The sequence below is a fragment of the Streptomyces huasconensis genome, assembly GCF_021028635.1.
Lineage (GTDB): Bacteria > Actinomycetota > Actinomycetes > Streptomycetales > Streptomycetaceae > Streptomyces > Streptomyces huasconensis.
This window is the reverse complement of record NZ_CP086119.1, coordinates 6,606,617-6,624,690: the sequence shown is the minus strand read 5'-3', so window position 1 is coordinate 6,624,690 and position 18,074 is coordinate 6,606,617. Positions and strand designations below refer to the sequence as shown.

General features: G+C 75.7%; 10 protein-coding genes. 9 read left to right on the top strand and 1 reads right to left on the bottom strand.

What is annotated here, in order from left to right:
- Positions 1–9 precede the first annotated feature (9 nt).
- The 9 genes from J2N69_RS29550 to J2N69_RS29510 all read left to right on the top strand — a co-directional run bounded on the left by J2N69_RS29550 (position 10) and on the right by J2N69_RS29510 (position 16,691).
- A complete protein-coding gene (locus J2N69_RS29550) occupies positions 10–2,010 on the top strand; it encodes a hypothetical protein (protein ID WP_230903408.1) in 2,001 nt (666 codons plus the stop codon).
- Positions 2,007–7,775 carry a CHAT domain-containing protein gene (locus J2N69_RS29545; protein ID WP_230903407.1) on the top strand — a complete coding sequence of 1,923 codons (5,769 nt, stop codon included), beginning with the start codon at positions 2,007–2,009 and terminating at the stop codon, positions 7,773–7,775. Before J2N69_RS29550 ends, J2N69_RS29545 begins: the two co-directional genes overlap by 4 nt.
- A complete protein-coding gene (locus J2N69_RS29540; protein ID WP_230903406.1) occupies positions 7,772–8,149 on the top strand; it encodes a hypothetical protein in 378 nt (125 codons plus the stop codon). The genes J2N69_RS29545 and J2N69_RS29540 overlap by 4 nt, the downstream gene beginning before the upstream one ends.
- On the top strand, positions 8,142–8,603 hold the full coding sequence (locus tag J2N69_RS29535; RefSeq protein ID WP_230903405.1) for a nucleotide exchange factor GrpE: 462 nt from the start codon (positions 8,142–8,144) through the stop codon (positions 8,601–8,603). Before J2N69_RS29540 ends, J2N69_RS29535 begins: the two co-directional genes overlap by 8 nt.
- The gene (locus tag J2N69_RS29530; protein WP_230903404.1) at positions 8,600–10,744 is read left to right on the top strand and encodes an Hsp70 family protein; all 2,145 of its coding nucleotides are present in this window, start codon (positions 8,600–8,602) and stop codon (positions 10,742–10,744) included. The genes J2N69_RS29535 and J2N69_RS29530 overlap by 4 nt, the downstream gene beginning before the upstream one ends.
- On the top strand, positions 10,741–12,684 hold the full coding sequence (locus J2N69_RS29525; RefSeq protein WP_230903403.1) for an Hsp70 family protein: 1,944 nt from the start codon (positions 10,741–10,743) through the stop codon (positions 12,682–12,684). The genes J2N69_RS29530 and J2N69_RS29525 overlap by 4 nt, the downstream gene beginning before the upstream one ends.
- A gap of 99 nt (positions 12,685–12,783) precedes the next feature.
- Complete coding sequence (locus J2N69_RS29520) at positions 12,784–14,088, top strand: hypothetical protein (RefSeq protein WP_230903402.1); 1,305 nt, start codon at positions 12,784–12,786, stop codon at positions 14,086–14,088.
- Positions 14,085–14,576 carry a hypothetical protein gene (locus J2N69_RS29515; protein WP_230903401.1) on the top strand — a complete coding sequence of 164 codons (492 nt, stop codon included), beginning with the start codon at positions 14,085–14,087 and terminating at the stop codon, positions 14,574–14,576. The genes J2N69_RS29520 and J2N69_RS29515 overlap by 4 nt, the downstream gene beginning before the upstream one ends.
- Positions 14,577–14,579: 3 nt before the next feature.
- Entirely contained in the window at positions 14,580–16,691 is a 2,112-nt protein-coding gene (locus J2N69_RS29510; RefSeq protein WP_230903400.1) for a hypothetical protein, read from the top strand.
- Positions 16,692–16,712: 21 nt separating this feature from the next.
- Here the strand turns inward: J2N69_RS29510 and J2N69_RS29505 are convergent, their stop codons facing one another.
- Positions 16,713–18,062, bottom strand: a complete 1,350-nt coding sequence (locus tag J2N69_RS29505; protein ID WP_230903399.1) for a serine/threonine protein kinase — start codon at positions 18,060–18,062, stop codon at positions 16,713–16,715.
- Positions 18,063–18,074 lie beyond the last annotated feature (12 nt).

The following is an 18,074-nucleotide window of genomic DNA, read 5'->3' as shown; positions in this document are numbered from 1 at the left end:
GTGGGGCGGGTGCGGCTCGCCCGCGGGGACGTCGATGAGGCCGTGGCGGAGTTCGAGCGGGCGCGGCGGCTGCGGCCCGCCGCCGCGGGGCCGCTGCACTGGCTGGGCTGCGCGGCCGCGCACCGCGGGGATCTCGCCGCCGCGCGGAGCCACCTCACCGCGGCCCTGGCCTGCCGCACACCGCACCGCCGCAGCCTGGTCCAGCGCGCCTACGTGCACGCCCGCGCGGGCGATCGGGAGGCCGCCCTCGCCGACCTGCGCGCCGCGTCGCGCATCGCCCCGCTGGACGACGAGGCCCGCTGGGTCCTCGCGGCGCTCTCGGGCCGCCCCGCGCGCGAGGTGGCCCTGCGGCTGCGCAAGGCCGCGGTCACCGTGCTGATGGGCGTCGGCCGCGAGCAGCACGGCGACGGCACGGGCGGCGGTCCCGGTCTCTGCGGGGACGATCGTCCCGAGGGGCGGCGGAACGACGCGTGGGCGCGGGCCGCGGCGTTGATCGACGCGGCCCGGCGGCTCGACGGGGAGCCGGGCCCCTTCGTCCCGCTGGCCGCCGTCGCCCTCATCCGCGGTGGCCGGCGTGCGGCTGCCGTGGAGTTGCTCGGAGACGCCGTCCGGCACGACCCCGCCGACCACCGGATAACCCACACCCTGGCGCTGGCTCTGCTTAACTCGCCCGCCACCGAGGGCGGTTCACGGGTAGAGCGGTGCGTCGCCGCGTGGGCGGCCCTGCTGCACGACGCCGGGTTCTGGGAGCGGGTCCGGGCGAACGCCACCCGGCGGTACGGCGTGGCCGTGGAGGCGTCGCTCGTCCCCGCGCTGCGGGCGGGGCTGCGCGAGGCAGTGGAGCGGCGCATGCCCGACGACGACGCCGGTACGCGCGTCGCTCCGGGGCCGCTGCTCCGGCGTGAGGCCGACGCGGCGCAGCTGCTCGCCGCCGTCGGGGGCTTCCCCTCGGCCGAGGGCGGCGGGGTGCCCTTGTTCTGCGGGCCGCTGCGCATCGCGGAGCTGGGCAGGTCGGCGGAGTTCGGCGCGTTCGCCGCCGCCCAGGAGGCCCGGGCGCTCCAGCTCCAGGGCGCCGCCGGGCCGGGCGGCGGTCCGTCCGGCGTCCCCGGAGCCGATGCCTCTGCCGCTTCCAGCACGGCATCGGCGTACGCCTCTCCCACGTACGCCTCTCTCATGTACGCCTTCTCCGAACTCGGCTTCGCGCACATGCTGTTGGGGACGGACAAGCCCGGTGACGCCTTGGCCGCGCTCTCCGAGCTGCGCTGCTCCGACTGCCGTGCGGCGCGTGGCGGGCCGGGGGCGGCGGCCGTGTGCGAGCCGCAGTGCGCGCGCTTCGACGAGCTGAACCCCGGGTACGCCGGGCTTCCGGACAAGCACCGCAGGCTGTCCCGCGACGCGCGCGGCCTGGCCCTGGAGGCTCGGCTCAGCATGGGCCGCGCCGAACTCACCGCCCGGCCACCGGACTTCGCGGCGGCGGCCGCGTACTGGCGGCGGGCCCTGGTCCACGGCCGGGAGCTGGCGCGGTACCGCGAGACCCAGACCACCATCGTCGACATGGCGCTCGGCGCGGCCCGCGCGGCCCACCGCGCGGGACGGCTCAGCCTCGCGGTGTCCACCCTGGAGACGGCGCGTTCGGTGATCGGCGCCAACGAACGCGGCCGCCTGGAGGGGCAGTTGGCGCGCGTCCTGGCGGACCGCGGCATCTCCGTGGCCAACGACCAGGAGGCGTTGCTCGACGAGCCCGCCGCCGATCTGCGCCGCTCGGTCGCGTTCAACCCGCACCTGCTGCGGGCTCAGGTCAGTCTCGGCGTCGTGCTGCGCGGGCTCGCCGCGGCGCGCTGGAGGTCGGGGAGCCTGTCCGGCGCGCGGGACATGCTGCGCGAGGCGATCGACCAGCTCACCGCCGCTCTCGTGCTCTTCCCCGACGACCCCGACCTGCTGGAACAGCGGGACGCGGCGGTGGCCGATCTCGACCACGTCATGTGGCAGCCCGACGAGAGCGAGCAGTGACGGCCGTGCTCGCCTACGAGGAACTGCGCATCCGGGTCCGCCGCGTCGGCGCCGCCCGCTATCTCGTGACGGCCAACGGCCCGGCGTGCGCGGCCGAGGTCATCGCGGTCGGCGGGGAGCCGGCGGTGTTCCGTGAGCGGTGGGACCGGCTGATCGCGGCGGAGCTGGGGCTGGCGCCGATGGGTGAGCAGCACACCGTGCGGCAGTTGCGGGAACTCGGCCGCGGGGTGTTCCGCCTGCTGTTCGGCGGCGAGGGGCAGGCCCCGGATCCGGGCAAGGGGCACACTGCGAAGCCCGGTGAGGGCGCGAGCGACCGCGGCGCGGCGACCGGGGGGATCGGTGCCTGCGTCGACGCCGCGCTCGACCGCGCCCAGCGGATGCGCCCGCCGCGCGGGCTGCGGCTCCGCTTCGATCTGCCGCCCGAACTGCGTGACCTGCCGCTGGAGGCGCTGTGCGCACCGCCCGGCGGCCCTCAGCAGTCGCTCGCCCTCCACCACGGCTACTCGCTGGCGCGTTCACTGCCGGGCGGACCGCTCGGGCAGCGGCTGCCCGACCCCGCGGACGAGCCGAGCGTGATCCGGCTCCTGGTGGCCTGCGCCTCACCCGGCGGCCTGGCGCGGCTGCGGGCCTCGGCGGAGGTGGCCGCCCTCCGCCACGACCTGCCCGAAGTGGCCGTGCAGACCACGGTGGTGGAGCGGGCCACCCGGGCGAGCCTGGAGTCGGCCCTCGCCGCGGACCCCGGACTCCCCACGGCCGTCCTGCTGATCGCGCACGGGGCGTACGACCACGAGCTGGGCAAGGGCGTGGTGGCGCTGGAGACGGACAGCGGCGGCGTCGACCGGGTGCCGGCGGATCTGCTCGGCGGGATGCTCCTGAAGGCGCAGCGGCTCCGCCTCGTCGCCCTCAACCTCTGCTTCGGGGCCGACAGTTCGCACCTCGAACCGTTCTCCGGGCTCGCGCAGGCGCTCATCGGCGGGGGCGTGCCCGCGGTGGTGGCGATGCGGGGCCCGGTGAGTGACGCCTCGGCGGGAGCCTTCAGCCCCGAACTCCTGAAGGGTATCGCGGCCAACAGGACCGTCGACGAGTCGATGGCCGCCGCGCGGCTGCACATCTCCCACCAGCCGGACCACACGGCGGTGGAGTGGGCGACGCCCGCGCTGTTCCTGCACGAGGAGTGCCGGCAGGGCTGGCTGTTCAAGGCGCGTGAGGTGCGGGACGACGAGTTCGGGCCCGGGGCGGTGGCGGACCCGCTGCGGGAGGGAGCGGACGCGCTGCGGACGTTCCAGAGCCCGGTGGGGCACGTCGGCTCGGCCGTCCTGATCGGCGCGGCACGCTTTCAGCGGGACCTCGGGAACTGGTCGCAGGTGCTGAGCATCCTGCGGACACCGACCCGGAGCTACGCCGATGAGCAGCACCGGATGCGCGCCGAAGCCGCCTTCGAGCTGGCCTGGCCCGCGATGGAGAAGCTGTGCGAGCTGCTCGCCGGGGAGCGGGACGCCGCGGGCGCGAAGGACCAACTCGGCTCGTTGTGCGAACAGTTGCCGGGTGCCGTTCCGGGCTGCCTGGCGGCGGAGGTCGCCGAGCTGGAGCGGCTGACCGCGCTCGTCGGGCGGGCGCGGGCCGCGGAGGGGTCGGCCGACTGGGCCGCCGCCATCAGCCACTACGAGGAAGTCCTCGCCGCGCGGCCCGCCGGGTTGCGGGACGTGGCGGAGCGGCTGGCCGCCGCCCGCGACGAACTCCACGTGGCCCGCACCTGCGAGGCGGCGGAGCGGGCGCGCCGGGCGGGCGACTGGGCCACGGCCGCCCGCGCCTACGCCACGGTCCTCGCGCTGCGCCCGGGGCACGCGACGGCCACCGCGTGGGCCTCGTACGTCGAGGGGCGCACCGCCGAGGCGGCCGAGGACTGGCGGGCGGCCGAGTCGGCGTACGCGGCGTGCCCGAAGCTGGAGGACGCGGCGGGGCGGGCGGCGTACGCGCGGGGCCGGGCGGCGGCGCGGGACGGGGACTGGCCTGCCGCGCGCGAGGCCTTCGCGCAGGCGGGGCCCGAGCCGGTCGCGTGGGCCACGTGGGGTGCGTACGCGGCGGGGCGGGCGGCGGAGGCGGGCGGCGCGTGGGACGCGGCGGTGGAGGGGTACGCGGCGGCCGACGGGTTCCTCGACAGCGCTGTACGGCTCCTCTACGCGCGCGGGCGCGGCGCGGCGGACGCCGGTCACCTCGTCGAGGCGCTCACCGCTCTGTCGGCGGCGTCCGCGCGGGGCCGGGACGCGGAGCCGTGGCTCGGGGAGCTGCGGCGCGGCGTGTTCGAGGCGGCGCTTAGCGCGATGGAGTCCGCCGACTGGGCGACCGCGCTCGCCCACCTGACTCCATTGCCGCCCGGGTACCGCGCCGCGGGGGCGCTCCTGCGGTACGTGCAGGGGCAGCTGGCGGCGGCCGCGCGCGACTGGGCGGGGGCGGCGGAGGCCTTCGGGGAGGCCGCCGAGGGGTACGGCCCGGGGGCCGGAGCCGACGTGCCCCGCGACCGCCTGCCTTCCGACGCGCCCCACCTCCGCGGGTACGCCTTGGGCCGCCTCTGCCAGGAGCGGGGTGACTGGACCGAGGCGCTCGCGCACTTCGCGGAGCTGCCGTCGGAGTTGGCGGACGTACCGGACCGGGTGCTGTACTCCCGCGGGCGGGCCGCCGACGAGCGCGGCGAGTGGACCGGCGTCATCGACGGCTTCGGGCGGCTGCCCGACACCTACGCGGACGGCGAGGTGGGCGTCCGGCGCCTCTACGCACGCGCGCGTGTCGCCGCCGATCTGCGCGGTGACTGGCCGGCGGTCCTCAGTCTGCTCACCGGGGTCCCGGACGCGGCGCGCGAGGGCGCGGTGGCCGCGCTGCGGCGCAAGGCGGAGGGCCGCCAGGCGGAGGAGGCAGGTGACTGGGCGTCGGCGTGCGCGATCTACGCCCGCGCCTTCCCGGACGGCACGCCGCCCGCGCCGCGCGCCCCCGCGCCGGGCGACGACCCGCAAGACGCAGCGAACCCCGCTTGCGACACCCCGCCCGACGAAGCCGCCCACCTCTACCTCTACGCCCTCGCCCGCGCCCACGAACTGGCCGGACGCTGGCCGGACGCGCTCGGCGTCCACGAAGCGATGGACGCGCGGTGGGCCGACGTCGCCACGCGGCGGCGGTACGCGCGCGCCCGCATCGACGAGGGTGAGGCCGAAGGGGCCGAGGCCTGGCGGCGGGTCGTGGCGGCGTACGAGGAGCTGGAGCGGGCCGAAGCCCGGAGCGTGGGCGTCGACGCCGCCGCCCGGGGGCGGTACGCGCGCGTGCGGCTCGCCGAGGCCGAGGGGGACTGGGCCCGTGTCGTCGCCGAGGCCGACGCGCTCGGGGCGCACCGGGACGCGTCCGCCGTCGCCGCCTACGCGCGCGGACGCCTCGCCGACGCGCACCAGGACTGGCAGCGGGCCGCCGACGCCCTCCGGCAGTGCCCGGGGCACCGGGACGCCGACGCCCATCTGGCGTACGCGCAGGGCCGGTTGCTGGAGTCCACGGGCATGTGGAGCGCGGCCGTGGCCGCGTATGAGCGGGCCCGCGGTGTGCTGGACCGCGCCGACGTGCGGTGCCGCAGGCTGCGGCGGCTCCTCGGGCTGCTCCCCTGGGCGGACGGTCTCATCAGCGCTCCCCTGGTCGCCGACCCGTTCGCGCTGCGCGACCAGGCCTTCCCCTATCTCGCCCTGCGGGACGCCGGCGTCGACCCCGGCGCCTCCATGGACGCCGTGAAGAACGCCTCGTACGCGCTGCTGGAGTGCGGCTCCATGTCCTGGCACGAGCGCGTCGCCCTGGAGCGGCTGCGGCTGCCGGGCCGGCGGCTGCGGCTCGACGCCCTGCTCTACCGGTGGCACTCCCCCGAGGCCCTGCGCGACGCCCTCGCCGCGCTCTCCCCGGACGAGGGGCCCGGCGTGCTGGACGCCCTGTGCGAGCGCTTCCCGCGCGACGCCCCGCTGCTGCTGCTCCTCGCGCGGGACCGGGAGGCCGCCGCGGCCGAGTGGGAGCGGCGCCTGAAGGAGGCCCCCGGTGACATGGCCGTGGTGCACGGCCTGGCCGCGGCCCGGCTGTGGCAGGCGCAGGAGCTGGAGCAGACCGGCGCCTGGGAGCACGCGGTGAGCGCCTGGGAGGCGGCGCTCGCGTACTGGGCGACGCTGCTGAGCGACGACGAGTACTGGGACGGCTGGCGCGCCGAACGCGCCGCCTGTTACGTACGGGACGTCACCCACGAGGACATGGCGGCGCTGCGCTGGGAGCTGAGCCGGCACCTCTTCGGCCAGCTGTCGGCCTACGAGCAGCGGCACATCGAGCAGGACCGGCCGCAACAGGCCGCCGCCTACCAGGCGTTGGCGGGCCTCCTGGAGTCCGAGCTGGGCGGGGCCCGCGTACTGAAGGACGTGGGCGGTCTGCCGGCCGTGCCGGGCGCGGGCGCCACCCTGGCCTGCGGCCCGCGCTATCTGCGGCTGCTGCGCCTCCAGGAACCCCTCGGAGATCTCGTCGCGAGCCTCGACACGGCGGCCCAGCAGGGCAGGGACCCCGGCGAGTACGCGGTGCGCGAGCTGCGCTGGGCCTTCTCGGAGCTGGCGCGGAGCTTCGCCCTGTCGGAGGTGCGCAAGTTCGGCCCCGCCCTGCGCGCGCTGCCCGCCCTGCGCACGCTGAGCACCCTGCCGGACGACTGCGCGGGCCCCGCCGCGGCCGCCGGGCATGCCGAGGACTGCGCGCACTGCCGTGACTTCCTGCTGCGCAACCCCGCGTACGTACGGCTGCCGCGCCGCCACGCCCGCCTGCTCCAGGACGGCGTCGAACTGGCCGTGCACGTCCGGCTCGCGCTGGCGAAGGCCGCCCTGACGCGGGGCGGCGGCGGGCTGGACGAGGCCCTCGGCCACTGGCGGGAGCTGGTGCGGGTGTCCCGTGACGCGGGCATGCAGGCCCGCTCGAAGAAGGCGGTGATCCGCACGGTCCTCGGCCGGGTCGAGGCCCTCACCGGGGAGGACGGTGTCCAGCTCGGCCCCTGCCTGGACGAGGCCGTCACGCTCGTCGAGTCCACCGCGGAGGTGCTGCACCCCCTGGACCGCGACGTGCTCGGCCAACTGCACGCGAAGCTCTCGGCGTTGCTGTCCATGCGGGGCGTGTGGCGCGGCTACACCCGTACCAAGCACGGCATGCGCGCCGACGTGTACGGCGCGGAGGCCGACCTGCGCCGCGCGCTCGCCCTCAACCCGGAGTCCAGCCACGCCCGCGACAACCTCGCGCGGGCCCTGGTGTTCACCCTGGACGAGCGGACGTACGAGGTGCCCGCGCGTCTGGAGCTGCTCCGCGAGGCGCTGGGCCTGCTGGACGTCGGCCTCGGGCAGGCCCTGACGCACCGCTACCGCGAGACGCTCGGCGAGGCCCTCGACGAGATGGAGAAGCTCCTCACCCGGCACCTCGGCGTCGGCGGCATGGGCGACCTGATCCGCAGCGACGGCCAGGAGACGCCGCCGGACGACGACGATCTGCCCTCCTGGGCCGCGGAGTTGACGGAGAAGGCGGAGCGGGCGCTGTGCCGCGGGGAGACCCTGTGGGCGCTGCACCATCTGATCCGCGCCACGCGCGCGGACCCCACCGACAGCCGGGTCAGACAGGCCCTGCTCGACGCGGTGCGCCGCTGGCTCGCCGAGCTGCGGCCCGGACGGACCCGGAGCACGACCCCGCCAAGAACCCCCGAGACCGAAGCAGGAGGCAGTGTCGCGTGATCAAGGACCCCGACGCGAGCTGGGAGGGCCCCTTCCCCTACGACGTGCTCGCCCCGGCCGGCGTGACCCCCTGGACGACGCACGCCGCCATGCGGGACGTCTCCTTCGAGCTGCTCGCCCGGCATCTGATGACGCCGGTCACCCAGCAGGCGTGGGACGAGCTGCGCGGCGTACGCCGCAGACTGCTCGTCGACCTGCTGCTGTACGACGTGGACATCGACGTCGAACTGCCACGCGCCGACGCCGAGTTCGAGCGTCTGCTGGCCGCGCTCCCGCCGCCGGAACCCGTGGCCGAGCCGTCCGGCGTTCCGCCCGCCCCGCTCCCGGAGGACACCACGCGGCTCCTGGACGACCTGATCCGCTTCGATGTCTGATCCGACGGCACGGCTCGCCTACGAGCACGCCCGCGACCTGGCCGCCCGCGACGCGGCCCACCAGGCGCTCACCGAACGGCTGTTGCTGCGCTTCGCCGACGTACTGGACTCCCTCGACCGGCTCCTCGCGGACGGCGCGGCGAGCGACGTCCGGACGTACCGCGGCAGCCTCGCGCTGATCGCCGGACAGCTGGAGGCGGCGCTGACCGAGGAGGGGATGGAAGGGGTCGGCCGGGTCGGTGAGCGGGCGGAGCCGGCGACGCACCACGTGACCGAGGTGCGCCCCGCGCCGCCCGGCGCCGGTGACGACGAGGTCCTTGAGGTCCTTCAGCGCGGGTATCGATTCCGGGGGCACGTGCTGCGCGCCGCCCGGGTGGTCGTCGCCGTGGACGGCGACACGGTGGACGGCGGCACGGTGAAACATGGCACGGAGCAAGGGACGGAGCGGGAATGAAGGCCATCGGCATCGACCTCGGCACCACCAACAGCGCGGTGGCCGCCCACGATCCGCACCGCGCGGACATCGCGGTGCTCACCAACAGCAAGGGCGAACGGCTCACCCCGTCGGTCGTCGGCATGGCGCACCGGGACGGCAAGGACCAGCCGCTGGTCGGCGAGGACGCGCTGAACTGGGCGATCAGGCAGCCCAAGGAGACCATCGCCTCCGTGAAGCGCCTGATGGGGCGGGACTTCGCCGACGCCTCCGTGGTCCAGGCGCGCGACCGGATGAGTTACGAGATCGTCGCGGGCCCCGAGACGGACCCCCGGGCGCATGTGATGCTCGGCGGCCGGGCCCGCACCCCGGCCGAGATCTCCAGTGTGATCCTGGACAAGCTGGTCAGGGACGCCTCGCGCACGCTGGGCGAGCCGGTGACGCACGCCGTGATCACCGTGCCCGCCTACTTCCGTGACGCGCAGCGCGCCGCCACGCGCGAGGCCGCCGAGAAGGCGGGCCTGGTGGTGAAGAAGATCGTGGACGAGCCGACGGCCGCCGCGGTCGCCTTCGGCCTGCACAAGCCCGGCGGGGCGCGCAGCCGGGTGCTCGTGTACGACCTCGGCGGCGGCACCTTCGACATCTCCGTCCTGAACGCGGTCAAGGACCAGGAGGGCCGCAGCCAGTTCCAGGTGCTGCGCTCGGCGGGCGACATCTGGCTGGGCGGCGACGACTTCGACCTCGCGATCGTGGAGCACATCATCACGTGGATGCGCGAGCAGCACCACGTGGACCCGGCCGGTGACAAGGCGTTCCTCTTCCACGCGAAGAAGGTCGCCGAGCGTGCCAAGCGGGAGCTGAACGACATGGAGGAGACGTACATCGTGGTCCCGGCCGCGTACCGGGGCGCGGACGGGGTCATCGACGTCGAGATGAAGCTGACGCGCGCCGAGTTCAACGCCATGATCGCGCCGCTGGTCGGCCGGACCATGTCACTCGTCCAGGAGACCCTGGCGCGGTACGAACTGTCCCCGGACGACATCTCGGACGTCCTCCTGGTGGGCGGCGGCACCCTCACGCGGTCCGTGTACGAGGCGGTGGAGGCGTTCTTCGGCGCGGACAAGGTGCGCAGGAACATCAACCCGATGGAGTGTGTGGCGTTCGGCGCGGGTGTCCTCGCCGAGACGCTGCGCGGCGTGGAGTGCTCGGACGCCGGGTGCGCGAAGGTCAACGACTACGGGGCGAGCGCCTGTGCGGCGTGCGGCCGCAGCCTGGCCGACGGCCGGTCCAAGGGCGACACCGGCCTGTACGAGTCGACGCCCATGGCGATGGGCATCGCCGCGATCAAGGGCAGCCAGAGCGACGTGTTCGTCGAGATCATCGAGGCGGGCTCGCCGTACCCGCTCTCCGAGCCGCGCCGGCGCACCTTCCACGCGACGGACAGCCGCCGCATCCGGGTGCCGGTGTACGAGGGCGACAGCAAGGTGGCGAGCGAGAACCACGAGCAGGGCGTGGTGGAGTTCGAGCTGCCGCAGGAGATCGAGATCAACCGCCAGGTGGATGTCTCCTTCAACTACTCGGCGGACCGCATCATCACGGTGAAGATCAGTGTGCGCGGCACCGACATGGTCCTGGAGGCCACGCCGAACCGGGAGAAGCCGCGCACCCCGCCGCCCGAGCCGGTGGAGGAGCTGGTGGACAGCGCGGTCCTGCGCGAGCAGCTGGCGTTCGCCGAGCGGGAGGCCGACCACTTCCTGAAGCGGTACGGGCCCTACATCGAGCCGGTGCAGGCGATGAAGGTGCGCCGCGACATCGAGCAGGCGCAGCGGGCGGTCGCGATGGGCGACAGCGGCGAGTACAAGCGCCTGACCGAGCTGCTGCTCGACGACATGTACCGCCAGTGCGGTCTGGCGAGCCAGTTCCGCCAGGCCGAGCTGGCCTCGGAGGGCGCGCCTCCGGAGACGGTCCGGCAGATCAACGAGGCGGTCGAGTACGTCAAGCAGGCCCACCGTCAGGGCAACCGCGTCCAGACCGCCCAGCAGGCGCGCAACCTCGTGAACCTGGTGGCGATCGCCCAGTCCGAGCGGGCCGTGCCGAGGCTCCCCGACAAGCCGGACTACGAAGGCATCCTGCGGTTCGCGGAAGAGACGGCAGGCGGATGACACGGGACCGGCGGGACGATCACGGGGACCGCCCGGCGCCGGGGGCGCTCCCCGTCAGTCTCGGCATCGACTTCGGCGCCACGGGACTGCGGGCGCTGTACGCGCCGCAGGACCGGCCGGGGCGGCGCCTGGACGCGGGGGCGCAGGACGGGCCGTGGCTGCTGTGCGAGCCCGCCGAGACGGGTGAGCTGCCGGTGACCTTCCCCAGCGTCAAGAGTCTGCTCGGCGGGAGGCGTCCGGTGCGGGCGGGCGGTACGCCGGTCGAGGCGGACCGGCTCGTGGTGCGGCTGCTGCGGTCCTTGCGCGAGCGTGTGGAGGCGGCGGCGCCGGGGCGGGTGACGCAGACCGTGATCAGCGTGCCCGCGCGGTACGGCTCGGCGCAGCGTGCGGCGCTGCGGGACGCGGCGCGCGAGGCGGGGCTCGATCCGGCGCGGCTGGTCAGCGACTCCATGGCCGCGGTGATCGGCCACATGACGGAGCGGGACAGCGGCACGTGCCTGGTCTACGGCATGGGGTACGAGGGGTTCGAGCTGGGCCTGATCCGCAGCGTGCGCGGCCACTTCCGCTCGCTGGGGTACGAGGGCGGGGCCACGTCGGGCGGTCGCGCGTTCGACGCCGAGCTGTTGTCGTCGGCGGTCAGGCTGCTGCGCAGGCACCGCGGTCCCGGCTCGGTCAAGGCGCTCGACGCGGCCATGTGGCAGGGGCTTCGCGCGCGGGGGCAGGAGGCGCGGGAGGCGCTCGGCTCGCCGGGCGGCCCGGAGGCGGCGGTACTGGACCTGGAACTGGGGGCGGGGCCCCCGCTGTGGGTGCGGATCGCGCGGCCCGACCTCGACGCGTACCTGGACCGGCATGTGCAACGCACGCTCGACCGGGCCCGGACCCTGCTCGACCAGGCCGGGATGCGGTCCGAGGACGTCGACACGGTCCTGCTGGTGGGCGGCAACACCCGGATGGAACAGGTGCGTTCGCGGGTCGAGGGGCTCGGCGGCCAGAGCGTTCTCGCGCCGCCCGAGCTGCTGGCGCTCGGCGCGCTGAAGCACGCGGTGCGGCTTGCGGGCGGCGCGGCGTCCGCGGGCCCCTCGGCCCTGGAGGAGGGCCCGCTGGAACCGGCCGCCCCCACCCACGACACCCTCTCGGACGCACCGCCGCTCACCGCGACACTGGTGGACGCCGACACGGTACGGGAGCCCGGGGGTGTACGGGATGCGGGCGCCGCCGCTCCTGCCTTCTGGGCCGCGCGTGACCCCCGCGAGGCCGTGGCATCGCACGGAGAGCGTGCCGGCCGGGAGCCCCGGGGCGGGGGCCGCGACGTCGGGCAGGCACGGCTGCTCGCCCGTCAGGGGCAGCGGGAGGCGGCCGCCGCCCTGCTGCGCGAGATCATCGCCGAGGCGCGGGAGCTGCTCGACGACCTGGACCGGCCGGACCGCCCCGCGCCCGGCTCCACCACCGCACTGCCGACGTCGCCCACCGCGGAGTCCGCGCCCGCGCCGGTGCTCGACTACGCCTCCCGGCGCCAACTCGCCCGTGCGCAAGCGCTGTTGTCGCTCGGCCGGTACGACCACGCCGTGCAGGCCGCGCACGTCGCCTGGCAGGACGCGGCGACCAGACCGGCCGGTGCCGACATGCTGGACGCGATGATCGACGTGCACTGCGCGGCCGCGATGGCCGACATGTCCCCCGAGCACTTCGCCGACGCCGAGCGGTGGCTGAACTGCGCGTACAACCACGACCCGACGAACGTCCGCGTGCGCGGCCTGCTCGCCGAGCGGACCTATCGGCACGCCGTGGAGCTGGACCGGCGCGGCGAGCGGGACGAGGCCGTCGAGGCTCTGCGGAAGTGCCTGACGTGGGACCCTGAACACGCCGACGCCGAGGAGCTGTTGCGCCGACTGAACCGTGACGGCAGGAACCGGCGGGGCAGGGGTGACGTCCTCGGGTAGAGGGCCTGCGGCCGGCCCCGTGCCCCGCCCCATGCCCCGCCTCGTGAGCCACTCGGCACGCCACCTCGCAGCCACCCCGCCAGCCATGGGAGAACCCGCTTGACGCCCGCACAACTGCTCGACAAGGCCTTGGTCATCAAGGAACTGCGGCGGCTCGCCGCCCTGCCGGCCCTGGAGCCGCGCGGCGCCGAACTGACCGCTCTGCACCGGGACCTGGGCTCGATGACCCGGCTCGACAGCTGGGCGGAGCTCGACCTCGTACAGACATACGTACGCCCGGAGAGCGTGCGGACACCGGAGGAACCGGCGTCGGGGCGCCGTGACCGCCTCCTGGAGGCGGCCCTCGGCATCCTCGTCTTCGTGCCGCTCCTGATCACCTGGTTCGGCCTGCGGGAAGCCGTGCGGGCCTACGGCGAGCTGGCCGAGGAGAACCGCAAGCAGGCCACGCGGCCCTTCCTCCAGCTGTGGCAGTCGGGCTTCGGCGGGCACCTGTCGTCGCTCGGACGGTTCGAGAACGTGGCCTTGACGGCCGTGGTGCTCATCGCCCTGCTCGTGGGCCTTTCGGTGTGGCACGCGCGCGTGCGGGCCCGTGCGGAGCGCGACGACGCGGCGCGGGAGGCCGAGAAGGAGCGGCTGCTCGCCGAGCTGGCGTCGGTGCTCACCCGTACGCAGATGCTGCTCGCGCCGCACCGCAGCGCCTCCCCGCAGCAGTTCACCGCCGAGCTGACGAAGGCCGCCAAGGAGATGGGCGACCTGGCGGTGAAGGCCGAGCGGAGCCACAAGGCGCTCAGCGGCGCGACGGCGTCCGTCGGGCAGGCCACGGACGCGCTGAAGAGCGCGGCGCTCTCCCTCACCAAGGAAGTGCCGAAGCTCGGTGCCGTGGCGGACCGCATCGACACCGCCCTGCGCGACGGCACGGCGGCGACCGCCAAGGCGGGCCGGGCCAACGCGCTCGCGGCCCGCGGGATCGCCGACCACGTCAAGGCCGCCGGTGACACGGTCGAGGCCTCCCTCAAGGCCCTGGTCGCCGCTCAGCAGTCACTCGTCGCGCGGTCGGAGTCGGTGGTGAAGGCGACGGAGGCGGCCTCGCAGGCCCTGGTGTCCAGCACGGGCCGCACGGGCGACGCGGTGGACGGCATGCGCGAGGCCACGGAGCGGTGGGACGCGGCGGCCGCCCACTGGCAGGACGCGGCGGCCCGCCTCGACGCCCGCATGGACACCCTCGCGGGGGCGCTGCCCCCGCTCGCGTCCTCCCCGGCCGCGGCCCCGGGCCCGGTCCCCGCGCCCGCCCCGGCCGCGGCCCACGGTGGCCCGTACGCCGGGAACGGCCACTCCGACGGCGGGCTCCCCGAGAGCGGTCCCGTGCCCCCGCCGCCCGCTCCCCGGGACGGAGGCTCCGCGTGACGCGAGGACGGCCGGGGCGTGGGCGTGGCGGGCGGCTCGGGGTGGTCGCCCTCGCGGGATGGCTCTTCGCCGACCTGCTGCTCGTGCTCGCGCTGGTGTCGATGGCCGACCGCCCGGACCCGCAGGCCGACGACCGGCCCAAACCCTCGCCGTCCAAGGGCGGTTCCCCCTCCCCCACCCCGGCAGGGCCCCGCTCCGTCGACCGCCACCCCGAGGAGTTCAAGGTGTCGGGCAAGGACAAGGGCGACCTCGTCTCGCAGATCTCGCGGCGCACCCGCAAGTGGTCGGGCCGCACGGCCGCACTCGTGCTGACCTTCGGCGGCGGCCAGAGCGGCACGGCCTACGCCCACCGCGTCAACGGCCTGCTCGGCAAGGGCCGCCCGGACATGTTCACCAAGAAGACGGCGACGGACGACTTCCACAACCTCGGCGAACGGCCCGGAACCGCCGAGGTCCGGGTGTACTTCTACACGGCGCCGGGCGGCTGAGCCATGGCCGTCCTGCGCCCCGGCGAACACCCGACGGCGAGCGGCGCCCGCCCGCCCCTGCCCGCCCTGCCCCGCACCCCCGGCATGCGGGGGTACCTCGCGCTGCGCGACGCCCTACGGAAGGAAGGCTTCCGGCACGCGGCGGACGTGCTGCGCGCCCCGGCGGCGGCGCCCGCGACGGACTCCCTCTTCGGCACGCTCCCGAGAGCCGCCACGGACGACGGCTTCCGGGTCCTCGACGGACTCTGGTTCCCCGGCCGCGGCGGCATCTGGCGGCGCGTCGACCACCCGTACGTCCAGGACGCGATGGCACGCTGGCAGGCCTCGCCGGACCCGCGCGCCCCCGGGGCCACGGCCCTGCTGGCCGTCCTGGCGACGGTCCTCGTGGACGACGCGATGGGGCTGCGCCGCCTCGTCCTGTGGGAGCTGTGCTGCCTCCTCACCGAAGGCGGCTCCCGGGGCGGCGGACCGCCGGGAGCCGCCGAGGCCGTCGCGCTCGGCGTGCACCGCGGCGAGGCGGCGCAGCTCGCCGCCGCGGTGGCCGCCGGGTTCCCCGGGCCGGGGCCCGCCCGGCACGCCGCGGAGAGCCTCGACGACATCTGGCCGGGCGAACGGCTGCGCGAGGCGGAGCGGGTCGTGGCGCGGCTGCCGCGCGCCTCGGTCTACCCGGACGGACCCGACGACCACCATCTGGCCGCGCTCGTCGGCTCCGTGCGCGCGCGGGCCGCGGACGTGGACCGGCTCACCACCGAGGCCGCGGAATCGGAGGCCACCGGCGCCCTGCGCGCGTCCGCCCGGGCCTGGCTGGAGGCGCTCCGCCTGGCCCGGGACGACACCGACGCCCAGACCGGCCTGCTGCGGGTGGCCGCGCTGCTGGCCGACGACCCCTTCGCCCCGGCCGAGGCCGAGGTGAGCGCCGTGCCCGACGACCGGGACGTACGGCTGTCCTGGTGCCCGCCGCGGCGCCCGGCCGACGATGTCACCTACCGCGTCCTGCGCTTCCCCGACGGCGCCCCGCATCTGGCGGTCGAGACGGCGGCGGGCGAGACGGCACCGGGCAGCGTCGACGCCGACGCGCCCGTGGGCCGCCCGCTGCGGTACGCCGTCTTCCCGTTGCGCCGCCGCGACCGCATCGCCGGGGTGCCGCGCGTCACCCGCCCGGTGCTGCTCACCCCCGTCGTGACGGAGCTGTGCGCCGACGTGGTGCCGGGCGGCGTACGGCTGCGCTGGCGGCCCGACCCGGCGGCGGCCGAGGTGCGGGTGACACGTTCCGGCGCCGCCGACGACGCCACGGGCTGGGGCGGGCGGTCGCTGGTGCGCGTGCCCTGCGCCCACGACCGGCTGCTCGACACGCCCCTCGCCCCGGGGACGTACACGTACGAGGTGCGCTGCGGCTACCGCGATCCGGACGGCGGCCTCGTGTGGTCCCGCGGTGTCACCATCGACGCGCGCGCCGAGCGGTGGCCCTCGCCGGTGGAGGAGCTGACCGTGCGGCGGCACGCGGACGGCGGGCGGTTGACCATCGCGTGGCGGCCGCCCGCGGTCGGCGACGGGGTGCTGCTGCCCTGGACGGCGGGGCCGGTGCCGCCGGGCGCCGACGTGTCGGGCCTCGTGGGGGCGGCGGACCGCATCCCCGCGATCTCGGTCGGCGCCGAGTCGTGCGCGGAGCTGGTCCCGCCGCCCGAGCGGCGCGTCCGCGTCACGGCGGTGAGCGTGCTCGGCGAGCGGGCCGTCTCCGGGCCGAGCCTTGTCATCGAACACCCGGCGCCAATCACGGAGTTGGCGGTACGGAGACTGGGCGCCGACCGGGCCGAGGTGCGCTTCGCGTGGCCCGAACCGGCGGTCCTCGTCCGGGTGGCGTGGAGCGACGGGACGCGGGGCGGGGAGCGCCGGGTGCCACGCAGCGCGCTGCTCGCCGGGCGGGTGGAGATCCCGGTCTCCGCCGAGGAGTGCGCGCTCACCGCGGTGCCGTTGCCGCGCCCCGACGCCGTGGCCATCGCCACGGCACCGGCCCACGCGGTCCTGCCCGCGGCACCACCGCCGCCTCCGCCTCCGCTGCCGCCCGCACCTCCCTGGTGGCGCGGCTGGTGGCACCGGTGGCGGCAACGGCCGTGAGGGGGTGCCGGGGGCCCGGGGTCACTCCTTGACCACGGCCTCCGTCCCGCCGCCGAACTCGATGAGCAGACCGGACCGCAGCGCGATGGTCTTGCCCGGCTCCACGTCGCGTACGGTCCCGTCCTCCTTGCGCGCCGTCCACACCGCCTTCGTGCGGTTGGTGAGGCCGAACCGGCCGCGCTGCTGCGGGTGTTCGGTGACCTCGCCGACCACGGCGGAGAAGTCGTGCCGCTCCGGGTCGTCCCGCAGGTGGTGGGCGTAGACGCGGGCGTGCGGGGCGAGCCTGATGCCGCGGCGGGTGCGCAGGCTGCCGGCGCCGGTGGTCAGTTCCAGGCGGGGCGGCAGCTTGAGGGTGGTGTGGCACTTCCAGCAGTCCGGCGGCGCGCCGTCGGGCTGGGTGAGGTTCTGCTTGCCGCAGACGCCGCACTGGGTGATGGCGTCGAGGACCTGGCTGAGCGCGTCGCGCCACACCGTCTCGCGCACCCGCACCGCCGGGTTGCGCAGCCCCTTCGTGAAGGTGTCGATGAAGAGGTCGCGCAGGATCTGCGGCAGCGCGGCCCACGTCGCCACGACGGTCGGCTGCTCGCCGGGCACGGGGCGGTTGCGGGTGTCGGACGGGTCGTAGACGAAGACCGGGTCGGTGCCGTACAGCCTGCGTTTGGCGGCCTCGTCCATGCAGCGGATGTTCAGCGCGAGGGCGCCGTTGAAGGGGTGGTCGTTCATCAGGAGCAGGAAGAGCAGCACGGCGAGGGAGTGCAGATCGCTCTGGGTGCCGGGCTGTCTGCCCTTGTCGCCGCGGACCAGCTCGGGCGCCATGAAGTCCATCGTGCCCGCGACACCGGCCTCGGCGCCCTCCACGACCGCGTTGTCGTTGTCGCAGATCAGGACGTCGCCGGTACGCGGGTCGAAGAAGATGTTGCCCCAGTTGATGTCGCGGTAGGCGATGCCGCGGGAGTGCAGGGCGCGGTAGGCCTCGACGGTGTGCAGCGCCACGGTCACCAGGGTGCGCATGGTCGCCGCGGACACCGAGGGGTCGCGGCGGAAGAGCGCGGGCAGGTCGCAGAAGCGGGCGGGGCGTATGTCCATGACGTACCCGAAGCCGGGCTGCTTGCCCTCGGGGTCCATCACGATGGAGCGGGGCCACAGGAAGCGGGGGTCGTCCCAGCCCTTGGCGATGAGCCCTTCGAGGATCTCCCGCTGGCGGGCGTCGGCCAGCTGGGGGTAGTACCACTTCACCGCCTGGTCGCCGGTGGGTGTCGTGACGCGGTAGACCTCGCCCTGGCCGCCGGAGCCGAAGAGCTCGGCGACCTTCAGCTTCTCCCCCGACTCGGCCACCAGGGTCTTTCCGGCGGCGAGCATGCCGTTCACCATGCTGTTCCTCTC

Excerpts from the sequence above, each read along its gene's own strand:
- J2N69_RS29525 (WP_230903403.1), top strand. The coding sequence starts at position 10,741 with ATGACACGGGACCGGCGGGACGATCACGGGGACCGCCCGGCGCCGGGG.
- J2N69_RS29510 (WP_230903400.1), top strand. The coding sequence starts at position 14,580 with ATGGCCGTCCTGCGCCCCGGCGAACACCCGACGGCGAGCGGCGCCCGC.
- J2N69_RS29535 (WP_230903405.1), top strand. The coding sequence starts at position 8,142 with ATGTCTGATCCGACGGCACGGCTCGCCTACGAGCACGCCCGCGACCTG.
- J2N69_RS29530 (WP_230903404.1), top strand. The coding sequence starts at position 8,600 with ATGAAGGCCATCGGCATCGACCTCGGCACCACCAACAGCGCGGTGGCC.
- J2N69_RS29505 (WP_230903399.1), bottom strand. The coding sequence starts at position 18,062 with ATGGTGAACGGCATGCTCGCCGCCGGAAAGACCCTGGTGGCCGAGTCG.